General features: G+C 58.7%; 15 protein-coding genes and 2 tRNA genes. 4 read left to right on the top strand and 13 right to left on the bottom strand.

What is annotated here, in order from left to right:
- The 10 genes from IIA05_12085 to IIA05_12040 form a co-directional block, all read right to left on the bottom strand.
- On the bottom strand, nt 1-675 hold a 675-nt coding region (locus tag IIA05_12085; protein ID MCH9027829.1), incomplete at its 3' end, for an integrase arm-type DNA-binding domain-containing protein.
- A 165-nt stretch (nt 676-840) separates the two neighbouring features.
- Nucleotides 841-917 (bottom strand) — tRNA-Met (locus IIA05_12080).
- Nucleotides 918-1,016: 99 nt separating this feature from the next.
- The gene (gene ychF, locus IIA05_12075) at nt 1,017-2,108 is read right to left on the bottom strand and encodes a redox-regulated ATPase YchF (GenBank protein ID MCH9027828.1); all 1,092 of its coding nucleotides are present in this window, start codon (nt 2,106-2,108) and stop codon (nt 1,017-1,019) included.
- Nucleotides 2,098-2,760, bottom strand: coding sequence for an aminoacyl-tRNA hydrolase (pth, locus tag IIA05_12070; GenBank protein MCH9027827.1), 663 nt, complete (start codon nt 2,758-2,760; stop codon nt 2,098-2,100). The genes ychF and pth overlap by 11 nt, the downstream gene beginning before the upstream one ends.
- A gap of 66 nt (nt 2,761-2,826) precedes the next feature.
- A complete protein-coding gene (locus IIA05_12065; protein MCH9027826.1) occupies nt 2,827-3,534 on the bottom strand; it encodes a 50S ribosomal protein L25/general stress protein Ctc in 708 nt (235 codons plus the stop codon).
- An 84-nt stretch (nt 3,535-3,618) separates the two neighbouring features.
- Complete coding sequence (locus tag IIA05_12060) at nt 3,619-4,596, bottom strand: ribose-phosphate diphosphokinase (protein MCH9027825.1); 978 nt, start codon at nt 4,594-4,596, stop codon at nt 3,619-3,621.
- A gap of 21 nt (nt 4,597-4,617) precedes the next feature.
- Nucleotides 4,618-4,692, bottom strand: a tRNA-Gln gene (locus tag IIA05_12055).
- Between the two features lie 28 nt (nt 4,693-4,720).
- On the bottom strand, nt 4,721-5,575 hold the full coding sequence (gene ispE / locus IIA05_12050) for a 4-(cytidine 5'-diphospho)-2-C-methyl-D-erythritol kinase (protein ID MCH9027824.1): 855 nt from the start codon (nt 5,573-5,575) through the stop codon (nt 4,721-4,723).
- Between the two features lie 107 nt (nt 5,576-5,682).
- Nucleotides 5,683-6,285, bottom strand: a complete 603-nt coding sequence (lolB, locus tag IIA05_12045; protein ID MCH9027823.1) for an outer membrane lipoprotein LolB — start codon at nt 6,283-6,285, stop codon at nt 5,683-5,685.
- A complete protein-coding gene (locus IIA05_12040) occupies nt 6,282-7,982 on the bottom strand; it encodes a tetratricopeptide repeat protein (protein ID MCH9027822.1) in 1,701 nt (566 codons plus the stop codon). Before IIA05_12040 ends, lolB begins: the two co-directional genes overlap by 4 nt.
- Nucleotides 7,983-8,138: 156 nt before the next feature.
- Between IIA05_12040 and IIA05_12035 the strand changes: the two genes are divergently transcribed.
- Nucleotides 8,139-9,407, top strand: a complete 1,269-nt coding sequence (locus tag IIA05_12035; protein ID MCH9027821.1) for a glutamyl-tRNA reductase — start codon at nt 8,139-8,141, stop codon at nt 9,405-9,407.
- On the top strand, nt 9,404-10,489 hold the full coding sequence (gene prfA / locus IIA05_12030; protein ID MCH9027820.1) for a peptide chain release factor 1: 1,086 nt from the start codon (nt 9,404-9,406) through the stop codon (nt 10,487-10,489). Before IIA05_12035 ends, prfA begins: the two co-directional genes overlap by 4 nt.
- Before the next feature lie 7 nt (nt 10,490-10,496).
- Here prfA and IIA05_12025 read toward each other — a convergent pair whose 3' ends face one another.
- On the bottom strand, nt 10,497-11,660 hold the full coding sequence (locus IIA05_12025; GenBank protein ID MCH9027819.1) for a PLP-dependent transferase: 1,164 nt from the start codon (nt 11,658-11,660) through the stop codon (nt 10,497-10,499).
- 20 nt (nt 11,661-11,680) lie between these two features.
- Nucleotides 11,681-13,057: a pyridoxal-phosphate dependent enzyme gene (locus IIA05_12020; protein ID MCH9027818.1), complete on the bottom strand. Its 1,377-nt coding sequence runs from the start codon at nt 13,055-13,057 to the stop codon at nt 11,681-11,683.
- Between the two features lie 55 nt (nt 13,058-13,112).
- Between IIA05_12020 and prmC the strand changes: the two genes are divergently transcribed.
- Both prmC and IIA05_12010 read left to right on the top strand, forming a co-directional pair.
- Nucleotides 13,113-13,994, top strand: a complete 882-nt coding sequence (gene prmC, locus IIA05_12015) for a peptide chain release factor N(5)-glutamine methyltransferase (protein ID MCH9027817.1) — start codon at nt 13,113-13,115, stop codon at nt 13,992-13,994.
- Complete coding sequence (locus IIA05_12010) at nt 13,913-14,482, top strand: peptidylprolyl isomerase (GenBank protein MCH9027816.1); 570 nt, start codon at nt 13,913-13,915, stop codon at nt 14,480-14,482. The genes prmC and IIA05_12010 overlap by 82 nt, the downstream gene beginning before the upstream one ends.
- Here the strand turns inward: IIA05_12010 and metH are convergent.
- Nucleotides 14,422-16,982: methionine synthase (gene metH / locus IIA05_12005; GenBank protein ID MCH9027815.1), on the bottom strand; the 2,561-nt coding region annotated here is incomplete at its 5' end. The two genes, IIA05_12010 and metH, sit on opposite strands and share 61 nt — an antisense overlap.

The raw sequence follows: 16,982 nt of genomic DNA, 5'->3' as shown, positions 1-16,982 counted from the left end.
GCCTTCGTAACCGTCCATCGTGCGAAGTAGCTTCCCTACCGCATCTGGCTCAGTTACTGCGGCAAAATGCCGGGTTTTTACGGGGGGCAGCGCGCCCCGGAGATCGACTGACACGTCACGATCGGCCCGTGCGGTTGCGACCGCGTAGCGAAATACCTGGCTACAATTCGCCAAGGCGCGATGGGCGGTTTCCAGTGCGCCACGTCCCTCAACACGGCGAATGACTTCAAGTAGCTGCTGGGGCGTGATGGAGTCAATAGGCTTGCCGCCAATCCAGGGGAAGATGTCACGTTCCAGTCGCTGAATGATCTTTATTGCGTGACCCGCGGCCCAAGTCGGTTGGTGCTTGGAGAACCACTCTCTTCCGATGCCTTCAAACGTATTCTTTGCGCTGTATTTCCGTTGGGCCTTGTGTGCCTTTCGGTGCTCGCTGGGGTCGATGTCGTTCCCCAGCAGCCGTCGTGCATCGTCTCTCCGATCACGAGCTTCCCTTAGTGAAACCTCGGGGAATACACCCAGTGAGATTCGTTTTTCCTTGCCGGCGAAGCGGTACTTCAACCGCCACCACTTGCCGCCGCTGGGAGCTACTTCGAGGTACAGGCCTCCGCTGTCGAACATCCTCTTATTCTTGCTCGACGGCTTCGCGTTCTTGACTACTGTTACGGTTAGAGCGATTTTAGGGGCAACTCATTTTGGAAACTGGAACTTGCCCCCGATGTTGCCCCCAGTTGCCCCCGGATGTCAATAGATCATTTGGGCCTTGACCGGACGAGAAAATTAGCTAATTTATTGTCTTTCAGACAAAAAAAGAGCCGTCTGGGACGGCTCTGGATTTGAATGTGGTGGTGATGGGTGGAATTGAACCACCGACCTACGGGTTATGAGTCCGTCGCTCTAACCATCTGAGCTACATCACCAATATTCTTCGCCGCTTATAACACTGCGGGCGCGCATTTTAGCAAACCGGCCGCGTTAGGAGAATCCCTGCTACTGTACGCCAGTCGCCGATGCCTGACTCACACATTGAAGCGAAAGAGCATGACATCGCCCTCGGCAACCCGATACTCCTTGCCTTCCAGTCGCATGCGGCCAGCATCCCTCGCCCCGCTTTCTCCACCATCGCGCAGGTAATCGTTGAACGCAATGACTTCAGCACGAATAAAGCCACGCTGAAAATCCGTGTGGACTTCGCCGGCCGCCTGCGGGGCGGTGGATCCCTCGCGCACGGTCCATGCCCGGACCTCTTTAGGGTTGGCGGTGAAAAAGGTCATCAGCCCGAGCAGGCGATAGGCGGCATGAATCACCCGATCCAGCCCGGTCTCCGTCAGCCCCATCTCGGCCAGAAATTCCTGTTTGTCGGCGTCGTCCAACAGGGCGATTTCCGCTTCGACCGCGGCGCAGATGGCGACCACCTCTGCATTTTCCTCACGGGCAAGTTTCGTCACGGCATCGAGCAAGGGATTATTCTCGAAGCCGTCTTCATCGATATTGGCGACAAACAGCACGGGTTTGGCGGTCAGCAAGTGCAGATTCCGGTAAATAGGGCGTTCGAGCTCAGAGACCTCCAGCGTACGTGCAGGCCAGCCGGTATCGAGATGATCGTGCAGTCTCTGCAAAAAATTCCGTTTCGCCAGTTCTTCTTTCTGCCCGGTCTTCGCGTTGCGATTCGCCTTGTGCAGGTTGCGATCGACAGTCTCCAAGTCCGCCAGGCCGAGTTCGGTATTGATGATCTGGATGTCGGACACCGGGTCAACCTTACCAGCCACGTGGACTACGTCGTTGTTAGAAAAACAGCGGACCACGTGGGCAATGGCGTGAGTTTCACGGATATTGGCCAGGAACTGGTTGCCCAGGCCTTCGCCATCGGCTGCACCTGCGACCAGTCCGGCGATATCCACAAATTCCATCGTCGTCGGGAGTACCTTCTTCGGCTGGACAATCGCCGCGAGCTCCAAGAGGCGCGTGTCCGGCACCTGCACGACACCGACGTTGGGCTCTATCGTGCAAAAAGGATAATTCTCGGCCGAGATTTCCGCCGCGGTCAGTGCATTGAACAGCGTTGATTTACCCACATTGGGCAGACCGACGATACCGCATTTAATCGCCATCTTTGTCGTCCGCCTCTGGTTCCCTTTCCTCGCCTTGCGCAGGCTGCGCTTTGCGGTATGGCTTCGGCGTCGTGCCGCGACTGTGCAGCCGCTGCTGGGCCTTTTCCAGGCCGTCGTCGAGCAGCACCGGCAAAGCCGAAATCGCATCCTGCAACGCCTCATCCAGGGCTTTTTGCTCAGCGGCCTGCGGCCGCCGCAAAACATGCCCGGTAACCTCGTCGCTTTCCCCGGGGTGACCTACCCCGATACGCATACGCAAGAACTCGGCCCCGATGTGGCGGATCACATCTCGCAGACCATTGTGGCCGCCATGCCCCCCGCCTTTTTTCAGGCGCAGCGTACCGACCGGCAGATCGATTTCGTCATGAACGACCAGCATTTGCTCCGGCTTTATCCGATGGTAGGCCATCGCGGCCTGCACACTTTGCCCGCTGAGATTCATATAGGTCGTCGGCTTGAGCAGTCGAAGATCATGTTGACCGATTTGCACACGAGCAACATCGCCCGAGAATCGCTTCTCCGGACGAAATGACGCACCGGTCTTTTCGGCCAGTCGGTCAACCAGCCAGAAGCCCATGTTGTGACGGTCACTTTCGTGTTTTGAGCCAGGGTTGCCCAGACCGACGATAAGTTTGATTTCTGTACTCGCCATAAGACAAAGGCAGGCCGAGCAAACGCGGCCTGCCCTTTACCTCTCGTTCTGTTTTCTGCGGGCCGTTTACTCGGATTCCTTGGACGAATCTTCTGTGTCTTTCTCCTCGGCCGCATCTTCCGCCGCCTCGGCATCTTCTTCGCCTTCGACAATCTCGCCTTCTTCGATTTCAAGCTCTTCTTCTTCGGGCTCGATAACGATTTCCTTGGCGATATGACACGAAGCGACCGGTTGATCGTACTCTTCGAGATTCGCCGTCAGGGTCACGCCCTCGGGTATCTCGATTGCGGAGAGATGGATAATCTGATCAAGGTCCAGGTTGGCCACATCGACGTCAATGTACTCGGGAAGATTGGCAGGCAAACAGGTGATCTCGACTTCCGAAATAATATGCGCGACGACACCGCCACCTTCTTTTACACCGATACAGATGTCTTCGTTGACGAAATGCAGCGGGATCGTGACGCGGATCTCCTGGTCGGCCAGCACCCGCTGCAGGTCGACATGCAGCACCTGGCGCTTCGCCGGGTGCCGCTGAATATCCTTGAGAATGGCGTCCTGGGTCTCGTCACCGACCTTTACGGTCAGGATGGACGAGAAAAACGCCTCGTTTTCCATCTGGTGCAGCAACACCTGGTGGTCCAGCGTGATAGACCGGGATTTCCGGTTACCGCCATACAGAATTGCCGGGATTTTGCCGGCACGACGCAGGCGGCGGCTCGCACCCTTGCCCTGATCGTCCCGCAATTCGGCGAGAAGAATAAAGTCACTCATTTTTAACTACTCCTGGTACAAAACCGGCAGCGCCGGCATCAAAAAAGCTTCCCTCCCGCGACCAGTCGGGAAGCCAACATATAGTCAGTCTACATACATCGAGCTGACGGACTCCTCATCGCTGGCGATGCGCCGAATCGTTTCGGCAAGCAGTTCCGCCGTGCTCAGCTGACGAATCTTGGCGCACTTCTCTGCCTCGGCACTCAACGGGATGGTATCCGTAACCACCAGTTGGTCGAGTACCGAATTCTCGATTCTTTCGACCGCCGATCCCGACAAGACCGGATGGCTGATGTACGCCACCACTTTCACGGCGCCGTGTTCTTTCAAGGCCACGGCCCCCTTGCACAAGGTGCCGGCCGTATCGATCAGGTCGTCGACAATGACGCAGGTTTTGCCTTCGACATCACCGATGATGTTCATGACCTGTGCTTCGTTGGCGCGTGGCCGGCGCTTGTCGATAATCACCAGGTCCGCGTCGTCCAGCCTCTTGGCCAGCGCCCTGGCCCGCACCACGCCACCGACATCGGGGGACACGACCACCATATTTTCGTATTTCTGCCGCCACGCTTCGCCCAGCAAGACTGGCGAAGCATAAACATTGTCAACCGGGATATCGAAAAATCCCTGGATCTGATCAGCGTGCAAATCCACGGTCAGACAGCGGTCGATATGCGCAACCTGGATCAGGTTCGCGACCAGCTTCGCGGTGATCGCCACCCTGCTGGCTCGCGGGCGGCGGTCCTGCCGCGCATAGCCAAAATACGGCATCACTGCCGTAATTCGCCGGGCCGAAGCCCGGTGACAGGCGTCTGCCATCACCAGCAACTCCATCAAGTTGTTATTCGCCGGCGGGCAAGTCGACTGAATGATAAAAACATCCTGTCCGCGGATGTTCTCCATCAACTCGACCATGACTTCACCGTCGCTGAAACTGCCTACATGCGCATCGCCCAGCCGTGTATGCAGACAGCGGGCAATATTCTGCGCCAATTTTCGATTAGCGTTGCCGGCAAACAAGACCATATTGGCAGTCGCCTCTGACGCTTCCTGTTTCACCATAGCCCTTTTCCCTGTTCAGATTGGTTGGGGTGGCAGGATTCGAACCTGCGCATGACGGGATCAAAACCCGTTGCCTTACCACTTGGCTACACCCCAGCCGCCATACTCAGTTTGCGCCCGGCCGCTATTGTTCCGCCGGCCTGTTCCCCAGGTTATCCAAACTATCGTTAACCGGCGACGTATCCAGGCCCCGGACCAGCCAGTGGCCCCACTTGTCCGGCACTTCGGCCTGGACTGCCGCGGCGTCTTGCCGCCGCTCAAAGGCGGCAAAAACACAACTGCCGGTACCACTCAGCCGGGATCCGCCAAAACGGGACAGCCAGGCCAGCGCTTCGTCGACCTCGCCGTAACGCTCGCGAACCGTCGATTCGCAGTCATTTCCGGCACCGTCCTCGAGAAAACTGCGTATTGTGATTGGCGTCGAATTGCGTGTCAATTCAGGCGTTGAAAAGATTTCCCGGGTCGAGATACTGACTCCCGGATACACCACCAGAAACCAGCGCCGAGGCCATTTTACCGGCGTCAGCCTTTCACCCAGCTCTTCACCCCAGGCCGACTCCCCGAGTACAAAAAGCGGCACGTCCGCGCCCAGTTCCAGCCCGATGCCGGCCAGCTCCTCCCGTTTGAGGCCGGCCTGCCAAAGATGATTCAATGCCAGCAAGGTAGTCGCTGCGTCTGAACTGGCCCCGCCCATGCCGGCGCCGGTAGGGATGTGTTTTTGCAGTGTGATCGCCGCGCCGACTCCAGGCCGGCTACGATCATAAAGCAACCGCGCCGCCTGCATGCAAAGGTCCTGGTCGGGGGCAACCGAGCGGAGGCCGCCGCTCCGTGTAAATTGCCCGTCTGGCAACTTGCTGAAATGAACGAAGTCGCACAGATCGACGATCTGATAGGCCGTCTGCAGACGATGGAAGCCATCGTCGCGACGGCCGGTGATCAGCAGGCACAGGTTCAGCTTGGCGGGCGCCGGCCAAGCAATATCCCAGCCGCTGACCGGTTTTTGGTCAGTTTCAGGCACCGAGGATGACTCCCATCAGCACCGCGAGCCGGTTGATTCCGTCTAAATGCATGATGTCTCCCCTTGGTTCACTGATTTGTCTGCCAGCTATCGACAGCCAGGCGAATTCGCAGGTCAGCCTTGGTCATTTCCAGCTTGCGCGGCAGTGTGATTCCTTCGAAAGTACGATAACTGAGGTAACTGACCCGCCAGCCCGCCTGGTCCAGGATTATCGCCTGCCCACGATCGTCCACGCTGACCTGGTAGTCGCCGTCGGGGTCGGGCACACCGAGTATCCAGAAACGCATGCTGTGCACCGGGACGCTCCAGCCGAACTGTTTTTCCAGATCGACCACCGGGTCGCTAACAGAATACTCATCCCCTTTGCTGGTCCGGATGATCAGAAAAGCCGGGGTTCCGGAAATTCTGAAACCACCAATACCCAGCGGCCCGCGAAAGCGGAAATCCAGGTCGTCTCCGCTTTGCTTCCAGCTCAGTGAACCACTGTAACCATCACCCGCTTTTTTCAGGCTGATGCGGCCACGCAAGGACCAGTCATTGGCCAGCGTCAGTGTGTCTCTGCGATTCTCCCAGGCGACTTTGTCGGGCACAAGGCTGGCACGCTGTCCCGCGCAGGCGGCGAGAAAAAACAGCACGACCACAATGCCGGCCAGACGGACCGGGCGGATCATTGTCCGAATCTATCCATGGTATCGGTCAGGACGTCGCTGTCCGGATTAACGGCCAACGCCTCGAACCAGAGTTTTTGTGCCGCGGTCTGTTCGCCCGTTTTCCAGAGTACCTCGCCCAGGTGAGCGGCAATCTCCGGGTCGTTATCCAGCGCATAGGCTTCACGCAAGTACTCGAGCGCCAGCTCATATTCGCCGGTCCGAAAATGCAACCACCCCTTGGAATCGATAATCGCCGCGTTCACGGGCGCCAGCCGGACGGCTTCATTGATGTATCGGCCAGCTTCTTTCAACCGGTCGGTATTGGCAACCAGCGTGTAGCCCAATGCATTCAACGCCAGGGGGTCAGAGCGCCGCTTTCTTACGAATGATCGCAATTGTTTGATGCTGGATTTGAGGTCGCCCGACGACTCCATCATGAAAGCCATCGAATAGCCTGTCCCTTCGTCCGCCGGTCGCAGTTCAAGGACTTCCCTGTACAAATCCAGCGCCTCCGGGTACCGCCCCATTTCGCCCAGCAATTCAGCTCGCGCCACCATCATATCGACCCGAAAGCCCGGATTTCGGGCGCCAAATTGCACAAGGTGTTGCAGGGCTTTCTCGCCGTCGCCCCGCCGGTTCATCAAATGGGCCAGGCGGGCCTGGGCGGCGATCGCGCTATAGCCCACGTTGACCCTTGCATACGCCCGCATCGCGCGCGGATAGTCTTCCGTGCGCTCGGCGATCAAACCCAGATAAAAAAAAGCGTCATGGGTGTACTCTCCGCTGCCGAGAAGCTGTGAAAATCGAGCGGCGGCATCCTCAAATCTGCCGCCGTCCATTTCCAGGAACCCCAGGGCACGCAAGGCGCCCGCCGAGCCGGTTTCCTCGTGCAACAGCATCAATTCCAAGCGTGCATCGTCGTTGCGGCCAACGCTCATCAGCATAAAGGCATAATCCAGACGCACCCCGTCATCCCGGGTGTCCAGCACCAGGTCGTCGGCATAACGCAGCCCTTGTTCTATCTGCCCCGAAGCAATTTGCGCACGCGCCTGCACAGTAGCGGCGGCGAGCCAATCGGGATCTTGCTCCACCGCTATTTTGGCCTCAGAGAGCGCCAACTGGAAACGGCTTGCATTCATGGCCAGCGCCGCCACCGCGTAACGCGCCTGCGCCAAGTCCGGATAAGGCCGGGCAAGGTCTGCCATCACCTGGCTGGCAAGCCAGGGTCCGTCGCCATCCATAAATATTGCGGTCAATTCAAGAAAAAGCTGCCCCCGTTCTTGTTCCTCGCTATCTATGATGGCGCTGAATTCACGGGTCGTTTTTTTCCTGTTTCCCAGTTGCAGATACAGTTGCGCTACGCTGAGCCGCGCCGCCTTTTCTTCCGGCCGCAGTTCGCGCCAGTAGGTGGCAGCAACCAGCGCCTGGCGGAGAAAACCATGTTGATAGGCGATCCGCGTCGCCTGCGAGGCGCGTTCGGGATCGTCACTGTATTGTGCAGCCAGAATGTATTCGCGTATGGCTGTACCGTAGGCGCCATCCTGCAAGGCCAGTTCGGCCAGCAACAAGTGATGATCGGACTCGGCCGCATCGCTAATTTTGGCGGGAACCGGAACAGCGGAGTCCGACGACCCTGGCGCGGCGCAGCCGATCAGCACGCTGGCGAAAAAAACAGCCAGCAGCGGCAAGCAAACGGCTGATCGTGACATGACTTCCATAAAACATCCTCTGTGGTCTTGGTTTGACTGTTGACCCGCCAATCCGTGGCCTGTGCAGTCCATTGTGCCGGTTTTGGCCGGCAAACGCGCTACGTTGCCCCGACCCAGTGCCTGCCCGGCCGGACATCACCCGGCGCTTTCATTACAATGCCTTGCATGTCGCTCGCTGTCGTTGGAATAAATCACCGTAGCGCACCTGTGGCGGTCCGTGAACAGGTCGCTTACGCGCCCGCAGACCTGCCCGCGGCGCTGAAGGATCTTTGCCGGCAACCGGCGATCAAGGAATCGCTGATCGTCTCCACCTGCAACCGGACCGAGCTCTATTGTTCTATTGATGAGGGCGCAGCGGACCAGGTCGCTATGTGGGTAATCAAAGACCGCCAGTTGGCCGACGACGCAAGCTCTTGTTTGTATACGCTGGAGCAGTACGCGGTGGTACAGCACGTTTTTTCGGTGGCCTCCGGGCTTGATTCGGCGGTTCTTGGTGAACCGCAGATCCTCGGTCAGCTCAAAGACGCGTTTCAGCATGCGGAAAAAGCCGGCACCATCGGGCCACTGCTGGGCAGGCTTTTCCGGCGCGCTTTTACGGTCGCCAAGCAGGTGCGTACGGGCACTGAAATCGGCTCCAGCCCGATATCGGTCGCTTATGCCGCCGTTTCGCTGGCCCGCCAGATTTTCTCCCGTCTGAACGAGCGTACCGCGCTGCTGATCGGCGCCGGAGAGACGATCGAACTGGCCGCGCGGCATCTGCACAGCAACGACCTGGGCCGCATGGTGATCGCCAATCGCCGGGTCAGCCGCGCGCGCGAACTCGCGCGGCGCTTTGACGCCTATGCCATTTCGCTGGGCGAGATTCCCGCTCACCTGGCGGAAGCCGATATCATTATCACTTCCACGTCGAGCCCGGTGCCGCTGTTGTCTGCCGAGGCCGTCGCGGCAGCCCTCGCCAAGCGCCGCCACCAGCCGATGTTTATTGTCGATATCGCCGTACCTCGTGATGTAGACCCTGCCGTCGCCGACCTGTCAAACGTTTATCTTTATACCGTGGACGACCTCGGCGAGGTGATCCAGGAAAACCTGCAAAACCGGGAGCAGGCCGCGCAACAAGCCCGCCAGATCATCCAGGCGGAAACCGCCGGTTTCGCGATGGCCATGCGCGAACTCGACGCCGTGCCAACGATTCGCAGCCTGCGTGCGCTTGCCCAGGCCGACGCCGACAAGGTTCTCGACGACGCCAGGCGCGATCTCGCATCCGGCGAGGATCCCGCAACCGTTCTCAATCATCTGGCAAGACAACTGACCAACAAGTTCCTTCATCAACCCAGCTCCCGCCTGCGCCAGGCAGGCGAAGAAGGCGACCTGGAACTGGTCCAGGCCGCAAAAAAACTGTTTGCGCTGGAGGATAAGGACGATGGCGACTCATGAAAGAATCCCTGGAAAACAAACTGGTCGGCATGGTGGAGCGCTGCGAGGAAGTGGGACAGCTGCTGTCCGATGCCGGGGTGATCGCCGACCAGCCCAAATTCCGCGAACTGTCAAAGGAATATGCCCGCCTGCAACCGCTCGCCGAGCGGTATCAGGAATACGAAAGTACTATCCGCGATCTCCAGGCTGCCGAAGAAATGACCGGCGACAGCGACCCGGAAATCAGGCAGCTTGGCCATGACGAGCAGCAAAAGGCCCGCAGCCGGCGAGAGGAACTGGAAGCATCGCTGGCCCGGCTGCTGACCCCAAAAGACCCGCACGATGGCAGCAATGTATTCCTCGAGATCCGTGCCGGTACCGGTGGCGACGAAGCGGCAATATTTGCCGGCGACTTGTTTCGCATGTACAGCCGCTTTGCCGAGCAGAAAAAATGGCAGGTGGAGATACTCAGCGAGCACGAAGGCGAACACGGGGGTTACAAGGAAATCATCAGCAGGGTCGTCGGCCGCGACGTGTTTTCAAAACTCAAGTTCGAGTCGGGTGTGCACCGCGTTCAGCGAGTGCCGGAAACCGAGTCGCAGGGGCGAATTCATACCTCCGCCTGCACGGTCGCCGTACTGCCTGAATTGGATGACATAGAAGAAATCGAAATAAAAAATGCAGATCTGCGGATCGATACCTACCGGGCTTCCGGTGCCGGCGGCCAACACATCAACAAGACGGATTCAGCCGTGCGCATTACTCACCTGGCTACCGGGATCGTCGTTGAATGCCAGGACGAGCGATCGCAGCACAAGAACAAGGCCCGCGCGATGTCACTGCTGCGCTCGCGCTTATTGAGCGACGAGCAGGAAAAACAGCGCAGCGAACAGGCCGACCAACGCAAACTGCTGGTGGGTAGCGGCGACCGGTCGGAAAGAATCCGGACCTACAATTTCCCACAGGGACGCGTGACCGACCACCGCATCAATCTCACGCTGTACAAGCTGGAATACATTATGAAGGGCGATCTCGAACCCATCATCGAGCCGTTGTTGCGGGAATACCAGGCGGATCAGCTGGCCTCGATGACAGAAGAATAAGGCGCCATCAAGACGAAAAGGCCTGCTCCAGATCCGCGATCAGGTCATCGATGTCCTCTATGCCCACCGACAAACGAATCAGGCTGTCGCTGATCCCCAGCTGTGCGCGCATGTCCGCCGGGACCGAGGCGTGGGTCATGATCGCCGGGTGATCGACCAGGCTTTCGACGCCGCCGAGGCTTTCGGCCAGCGCGAACAATCGGCAGCGTTCGAGAAAGCTGCGTGAAGCATCGAGGCCTCCCTTGATGAAGAACGTGACGATACCGCCGAACCCGGTCATTTGTTTTTTCGCCAGTGCGTGCTGCGGGTGGCTGGCCAGACCCGGATAAACGACGGATTCAACCTGGTCGTGGGTTTCCAGGTATTGCGCGATCTGCATCGCATTTTCGCTCGATCGCTCCATCCGGATGGCCAGCGTCTTTAGCCCGCGCAGCGCCAGGAAACTGTCGAACGGCCCCGCGATCGGACCGATTGCGTTCGACAGGAACCAGATTTTCTCGTTCAACTCCTCGTCCGCAACCACGATAACCCCGCCGACCATATCCGAATGACCGTTCAGGTACTTGGTTACCGAGTGCACGACGATATCGGCCCCCAGTTCCAGCGGCCGTTGCGCCCATGGGCTGGCAAAGGTGTTGTCCACGACTACCAGGATGTCCCGGTCCGCGACAATCTCGACCGTTTGCGCGATATCCACAAGCTTCAGCGTCGGATTGGTCGGGCTTTCTATCCAGACCATCCGCGTATCGTCGCGCAGGGCTTTCTCCAACTCGCCGGCAACCGTCAGGTCGGCGTAGCTGAACTCCAGGCCAGCGGAACGCCTGCGGACTTTGTCGAACATGCGAAGGGTACCGCCATACATGTCGTCCATGGCGACGATATGATCGCCACTGTCGAGCAATTCGAGAATCAATCCACTGGCGGCCATGCCCGAGGCACAGGCAAAACCGCTGGTGCCGTTTTCCAGCGCTGCCACGCAACGCTCGAAAGCCTGCCGCGTCGGGTTGTGCGAACGTGAATATTCAAAACCTTGATGCACACCGGGACTTTCCTGCACATAGGTCGAGGTCGCGTAGATCGGCGGCATGATCGCCCCGGTCGTCGGATCCGGTCGTTGCCCACCATGGATGGTCAGGCTGTTGAATCCCAGTTTCTTGCGGTCCTTGCTCATTCGTCGTTCCTCGTATGCGCTCAGGCTGGCGTCCTGCCGATCTGTTTTCTCAGGTGGTTCAATACATCGGCCCGGGTAATCAGCCCGAGAAATTTCTCGCCGTCCACAACCGCTGCGTATGGCTGACCGTGCAGGATGGAAACCAGGCTGTTGACCGCGGTCCCCTTGTCTACCTGGACGAAAGCCGTTTTCATCGCTTTTTCTACCGGGTCTGTCAAGCGCTCGGGCTGGCCGAATGCATAGGTGATGATGTCGTACTCGGTCAACACGCCGACCAGTTGGCCACCATCCATTACCGGAAGCTGCGAAAAACCGGCGTTGCGCAGACGGTTATGCGCCGTGGTGAGTATATCGACAGGCCCGACCGTGATCGTCGCCCGGTCCTCGTGCAACCGGCCGATCAAATCGCGCAGATCGCCAGTAACCGGGCGCTGGATAAAGCCGTTGTCTTCCATCCAGAACTCGTTGTACAGCTTGGACAGGTATTTGTTCCCCGTGTCGGCCGCCAGGGTGACCACGCGTTTGGGTTCGCTCTGCTCACGGCAGTATTTCAGCGCAGCGGCGAGCAGGGTCCCGGTCGAAGACCCCGCCAGTATTCCTTCCTTGCGCAGCAAGGTACGCGCAGTATCGAAGGATTCAGCATCGCTGATGCAGTAAGCTTTTTTGACCATCGACAAGTCGCAAATATCCGGGATGAAATCTTCGCCGATGCCTTCGACCAGCCAGCTGCCCGCCTTTGCAAGCTCGCCGGTTCTGACGTAATCGGCCAGTACCGACCCCTGCGGATCGGCCAGCACCATTGCCACCTCCGGCGCGGTGTGTTTGAAAAACTTGCTAAGCCCGACGATCGTTCCGCTACTGCCGACACCGACCACCACGGCATCGAGCCGCCCGCCCATCTGCTGCCAGATTTCCGGGCCGGTCGTGGTCTCGTGGGCCAATGGATTGTCGGGATTGCCGAACTGATTGATAAAGTAGGCGCCACGCTCCCTGGCAATGGAACGGCCAAGATCCTGGTAGTACTCCGGGTGCCCGCGCGCGACATCGGATCGGGTCAGCACAACTTCCGCCCCCATCGCGCGCAGGTTGAATATTTTCTCCTGGCTCATTTTATCGGGCAATACCAGCACCAGCTTATAGCTTCTGAGCGCCGCCACCAGCGCCAGTCCGAGACCGGTATTGCCGGCGGTGGCCTCGACTATCGTGTCGCCCGGTTTGATATCGCCGCGCTTTTCGGCCTCTTCGATCATCGACATGCCGATGCGATCCTTGATCGAGCCGGCCGGGTTCATCATCTCCAGCTTCAGGTATAGCTCACAGGGACCCGTGTCGATCTGCGTGATATGCAGCATCGGCGTTTCACCCACCATATCGAGCGCGCTCTCAAAAACCTTCATCAGAAATCCATAGCCCGGGGAACGCCTATTGTATGCCATGCAGTAAGATAGGCGCATGCCGGAAACAGATCCTGTCGAGATATCTTTTGCGGTCGCGCTGGCGGCTGCCCGCGATGATTTGTCGGCACACACAGAAGCCGGGCGCGACGCGGAAATTCTGCTGGGCCATGCGGCAGGTATCAGCCGCAGCCAGTTGCTGGCGTACCCGGAGCGCTTGTTGACCCTGGAACAATACGGCGTTTTCAGGAACATGCTCGGGCGGCGGCGCAACGGTGAGCCGGTCGCTTATCTCATCGGCTGTCGTGAATTCTGGTCGCTACCGCTCAAGGTTACGCCGGCAACGCTGGTCCCGCGCGCCGAGACCGAGTCGCTGGTCGAGCAGGCTTTGATTCGGCTTCCGCCGGGCGACGAACTGGAAGTGCTGGACCTGGGAACGGGCTGCGGCGCCATTGCCCTGGCGATCGCCCGTGAACGCAGCCATTGCCGGGTGACCGGCAGCGATGTGTCTGAAGATGCGCTGCGGGTCGCCAGGGAAAACCAGGATCGGCTGGCGCTGCAAAATATCGACTGGGCGCAGGGAAGCTGGTACCAGGCAGTTGCGCGGCGTAACTTCGACCTGATCGTCAGCAATCCGCCCTATGTCCCCGATGGCGATCCCCATCTCGGGCAAGGTGATCTGCCGCATGAACCTGCGCTGGCGCTGGCCAGCGGCAAAGACGGGCTGGACGCGATTCGCGAAATCATCGAAGGCGCGGCTTCCCATCTGAAAAGACCAGGCTGGCTGCTGCTGGAACATGGCTTCGATCAGCAATCGTCTGTTTTGGAATTGCTCATTGCCGCGGGTTTTGACAAAGTATGCGGCCATCAGGATCTTGCCGGGTTACCGCGAGTGGCTGCCGGACACCTGCACAAAAAGGACCAGGGACCAGACCTATGATTGTATTTTCGACCTCAATGGGCGATTTCAAGATTGAAATGCACGCCAGCAAAGCGCCGGTAAGCGTGAAAAATTTCTACGACTATGTCGATGCCGGTTTTTTCAACGGCACGATTTTCCACCGGGTTATCCCGGGCTTCATGATCCAGGGCGGCGGCTTCGACATCCATATGAATCAGAAACAGACCAAGGCGCCGATCCTCAACGAAGCCGACAACGGCCTGAAAAACGAGCGCGGCACTTTGTCCATGGCGAGGACCCAGGATGCCAACAGCGCGACCTCCCAGTTTTTTCTCAACCTGTCTGACAATGCATTTCTGGATCATAGCGCTCGTGATTTTGGCTATGCGGTTTTCGCGAGCGTAATAGAAGGCATGGAAGTGGTTGACACGATCGCGGACGTCAAGACCGGCAGTGTCGGCATGCATCAGGATGTGCCGGTCGAACCCGTGATCATCGAATCTGCGGTCAGGGTAGAAGTGGAATAGCCGAGCATTGGCTGCAGCCATTTCTCGGCTTGCATGAGACTGACGCCCTTTCTGCGCGCATAGTCCTCGACCTGGTCGCGACCGATCTGGCCGACTGCGAAATACCGGCTGCGCGGGTGTGAGAAATAAAACCCGCTGACCGAGGCAGCGGGCCACATAGCCCAGCCCTCGGTCAGGCTGATCCCGGTGTGCTGCTCCACTGCGCCAAGCCGCCACAGGATTTCTTTTTCTGAATGATCGGGGCAGGCCGGATAACCTGGCGCCGGGCGAATGCCGGTATAGGATTCACGGATCAATTCTTCATTACTGAACTGCTCGTCTTTGGAATACGCCCAGAATTCGGTGCGCACCCGCTGGTGCAACCGCTCGGCAAAGGCTTCGGCCAGTCGATCGGCCAAAGCCTTGAGGATGATCGCCGAATAATCGTCGTTAGCCTTTTGGTAGGCTTCGACGCGATCCCCAATGCCATGGCCGGCAGTAACCGCGAACAGGCCCAGGTAATCGCTGACCCCGCTGCCGGCCGGCGCGATAAAATCTGCCAGGCAATCCTGGCTCGCACCCTGCGGTTTTATTTTCTGCTGACGCAGAAAATGCACGCTGTCGATGACTTGTTTTCGCCGGTCGTCGGCGTAAATCACGACATCGTCGTGGTCGGCCGAGTTGGCCGGGAAAAACCCGAACACCGCCCTGGCCTGCAACCATTGCTCGCTGACCAAACGCTCGAGCATGTTGCGGGCGTCTTTATAGAGACTGCTCGCCGCTTCACCGAAGCGCGGATGACCAAGAATCTCCGGGAAACGCCCGTGAAACTCCCAGGCATTGAAAAACGGCATCCAGTCGATCACATCCACCAGTTCGGCCAGCGGATAATCGTCCAGCGCCGTCACCCCCAGCTTTTGCGGCCTGACCGGCGTGTAATCCTGCCAGTCGGTCAGCAAACGTCTTTCGCGGGCCTGCTCCAGGGTCAGCCGTGGCGCTTTCCGGGACTTGCCTTGATGACGCTTGCGCCGTGCCGCGCAATCGGCCTTGGCCTTTGCGGAAAAATCAGCCCGGGTCTTCGCCGAGGCAAGTGCGCGCGCCACACCGACCGAGCGCGACGCATCCTTGACGTAAACCACCGCCCCGTCATAGCCAGGATCTATCTTGACCGCAGTGTGCGCCGGCGAGGTAGTCGCACCGCCAATCAGCAACGGCGTATCCATTTTCTGTCGCTGCATCTCCGCCGCGACGTTGACCATTTCATCCAGCGACGGCGTAATCAAACCTGACAGCCCGATCAGGTCGGCCTCTTCTTCCCTGGCGGTCTGCAGGATTTTTTCGCCGGGCACCATGACCCCGAGATCGATGACCTCGAAGTTATTGCATTGCAGGACCACGCTGACGATATTCTTGCCGATGTCATGCACATCGCCCTTGACCGTGGCCATCACAATCTTGCTTTTTTTGGTGCCGCCTGTCGTTTCCTTGTCCATGTAGGGCATCAGGTGAGCGACCGACTTTTTCATGACCCGCGCCGATTTGACGACCTGCGGCAAAAACATTTTCCCCGAGCCAAAAAGGTCACCCACCACGTTCATGCCATCCATCAGCGGACCTTCTATCACATCCAGTGGGCGCACCGCCCGCACACGGGCTTCCTCGGTGTCTTCCTCGATAAACTGGTCGATACCGTTGACCAGCGCGTGTACCAGGCGTTTTTCGACCGGCCGGTCACGCCAGCTCATATCGCGGGTCCTGGTCGCGGAGTTGGCGTTGCCGTTGTCGCGAAAGCTTTCGGCCATTTCCAGCAACCGCTCGGTGGCGCCTTCGCCGCGGTTCAAGATCAAATCCTCGACCGTATCCCGCAATTCCCGTGGTATGTCCTCGTAGATCGCCATCAACCCGGCATTGACGATGCCCATATCCATGCCGGCCTTGATCGCGTGGTAAAGAAACACCGAGTGCATTGCTTCGCGCACCGGTTTGTTCCCCCGAAAGGAAAACGACACATTACTCACGCCACCTGAAATCAGCGTACCGGGCATGCTCTCCTTGATCTGACGGGTCGCCTCGATAAACGCCCGCGCGTAATCGTCGTGCTCCTCGATTCCGGTACCGACGGCAAAAATGTTCGGATCGAAAATAATGTCTTCCGCCGGAAATCCGATGTCCTGGGTCAGCAACTGATATGCGCGCCAGCAGATCGCCAGTTTCTTTTCGACGGTATCGGCCTGGCCGCGCTCGTCGAACGCCATGACAATGACCGCGGCTCCATAGCGCCTGACCAGACCCGCCTGGCGCAGGAACTCTGCTTCGCCCTCCTTGAGGCTGATCGAATTAACAATGCCCTTGCCCTGGATACACTTGAGTCCGGTTTCGATCACCGACCAACGCGAGGAATCGATCACCACGGGCACCCGCGACACATCCGGTTCGCCGGCAAGCAGGCGGAGAAAACGCTGCATCGCCGCTGCAGAATCGAGCATGCCTTCATCCATGTTGATGTCGATCATCTGCGCGC

Source organism: Pseudomonadota bacterium (assembly GCA_022572885.1).
Classification (GTDB): domain Bacteria; phylum Pseudomonadota; class Gammaproteobacteria; order Steroidobacterales; family MnTg04; genus MnTg04.
Note: the sequence above shows the minus strand (reverse complement) of the source record. Positions and strands in the feature narration are given on the sequence as shown.

What these genes read in the sequence shown, in the direction of transcription:
- lolB (MCH9027823.1), bottom strand. Translation starts at nt 6,285, where the DNA reads ATGATCCGCCCGGTCCGTCTGGCCGGCATTGTGGTCGTGCTGTTTTTT.
- IIA05_12025 (MCH9027819.1), bottom strand. Translation starts at nt 11,660, where the DNA reads ATGAGCAAGGACCGCAAGAAACTGGGATTCAACAGCCTGACCATCCAT.
- IIA05_12060 (MCH9027825.1), bottom strand. Translation starts at nt 4,596, where the DNA reads ATGGTGAAACAGGAAGCGTCAGAGGCGACTGCCAATATGGTCTTGTTT.
- IIA05_12035 (MCH9027821.1), top strand. Translation starts at nt 8,139, where the DNA reads ATGTCGCTCGCTGTCGTTGGAATAAATCACCGTAGCGCACCTGTGGCG.
- IIA05_12020 (MCH9027818.1), bottom strand. Translation starts at nt 13,057, where the DNA reads ATGAAGGTTTTTGAGAGCGCGCTCGATATGGTGGGTGAAACGCCGATG.
- pth (MCH9027827.1), bottom strand. Translation starts at nt 2,760, where the DNA reads ATGGCGAGTACAGAAATCAAACTTATCGTCGGTCTGGGCAACCCTGGC.
- prfA (MCH9027820.1), top strand. Translation starts at nt 9,404, where the DNA reads ATGAAAGAATCCCTGGAAAACAAACTGGTCGGCATGGTGGAGCGCTGC.
- IIA05_12065 (MCH9027826.1), bottom strand. Translation starts at nt 3,534, where the DNA reads ATGAGTGACTTTATTCTTCTCGCCGAATTGCGGGACGATCAGGGCAAG.
- ychF (MCH9027828.1), bottom strand. Translation starts at nt 2,108, where the DNA reads ATGGCGATTAAATGCGGTATCGTCGGTCTGCCCAATGTGGGTAAATCA.
- IIA05_12010 (MCH9027816.1), top strand. Translation starts at nt 13,913, where the DNA reads ATGCGGCCATCAGGATCTTGCCGGGTTACCGCGAGTGGCTGCCGGACA.
- IIA05_12040 (MCH9027822.1), bottom strand. Translation starts at nt 7,982, where the DNA reads ATGGAAGTCATGTCACGATCAGCCGTTTGCTTGCCGCTGCTGGCTGTT.
- prmC (MCH9027817.1), top strand. Translation starts at nt 13,113, where the DNA reads ATGCCGGAAACAGATCCTGTCGAGATATCTTTTGCGGTCGCGCTGGCG.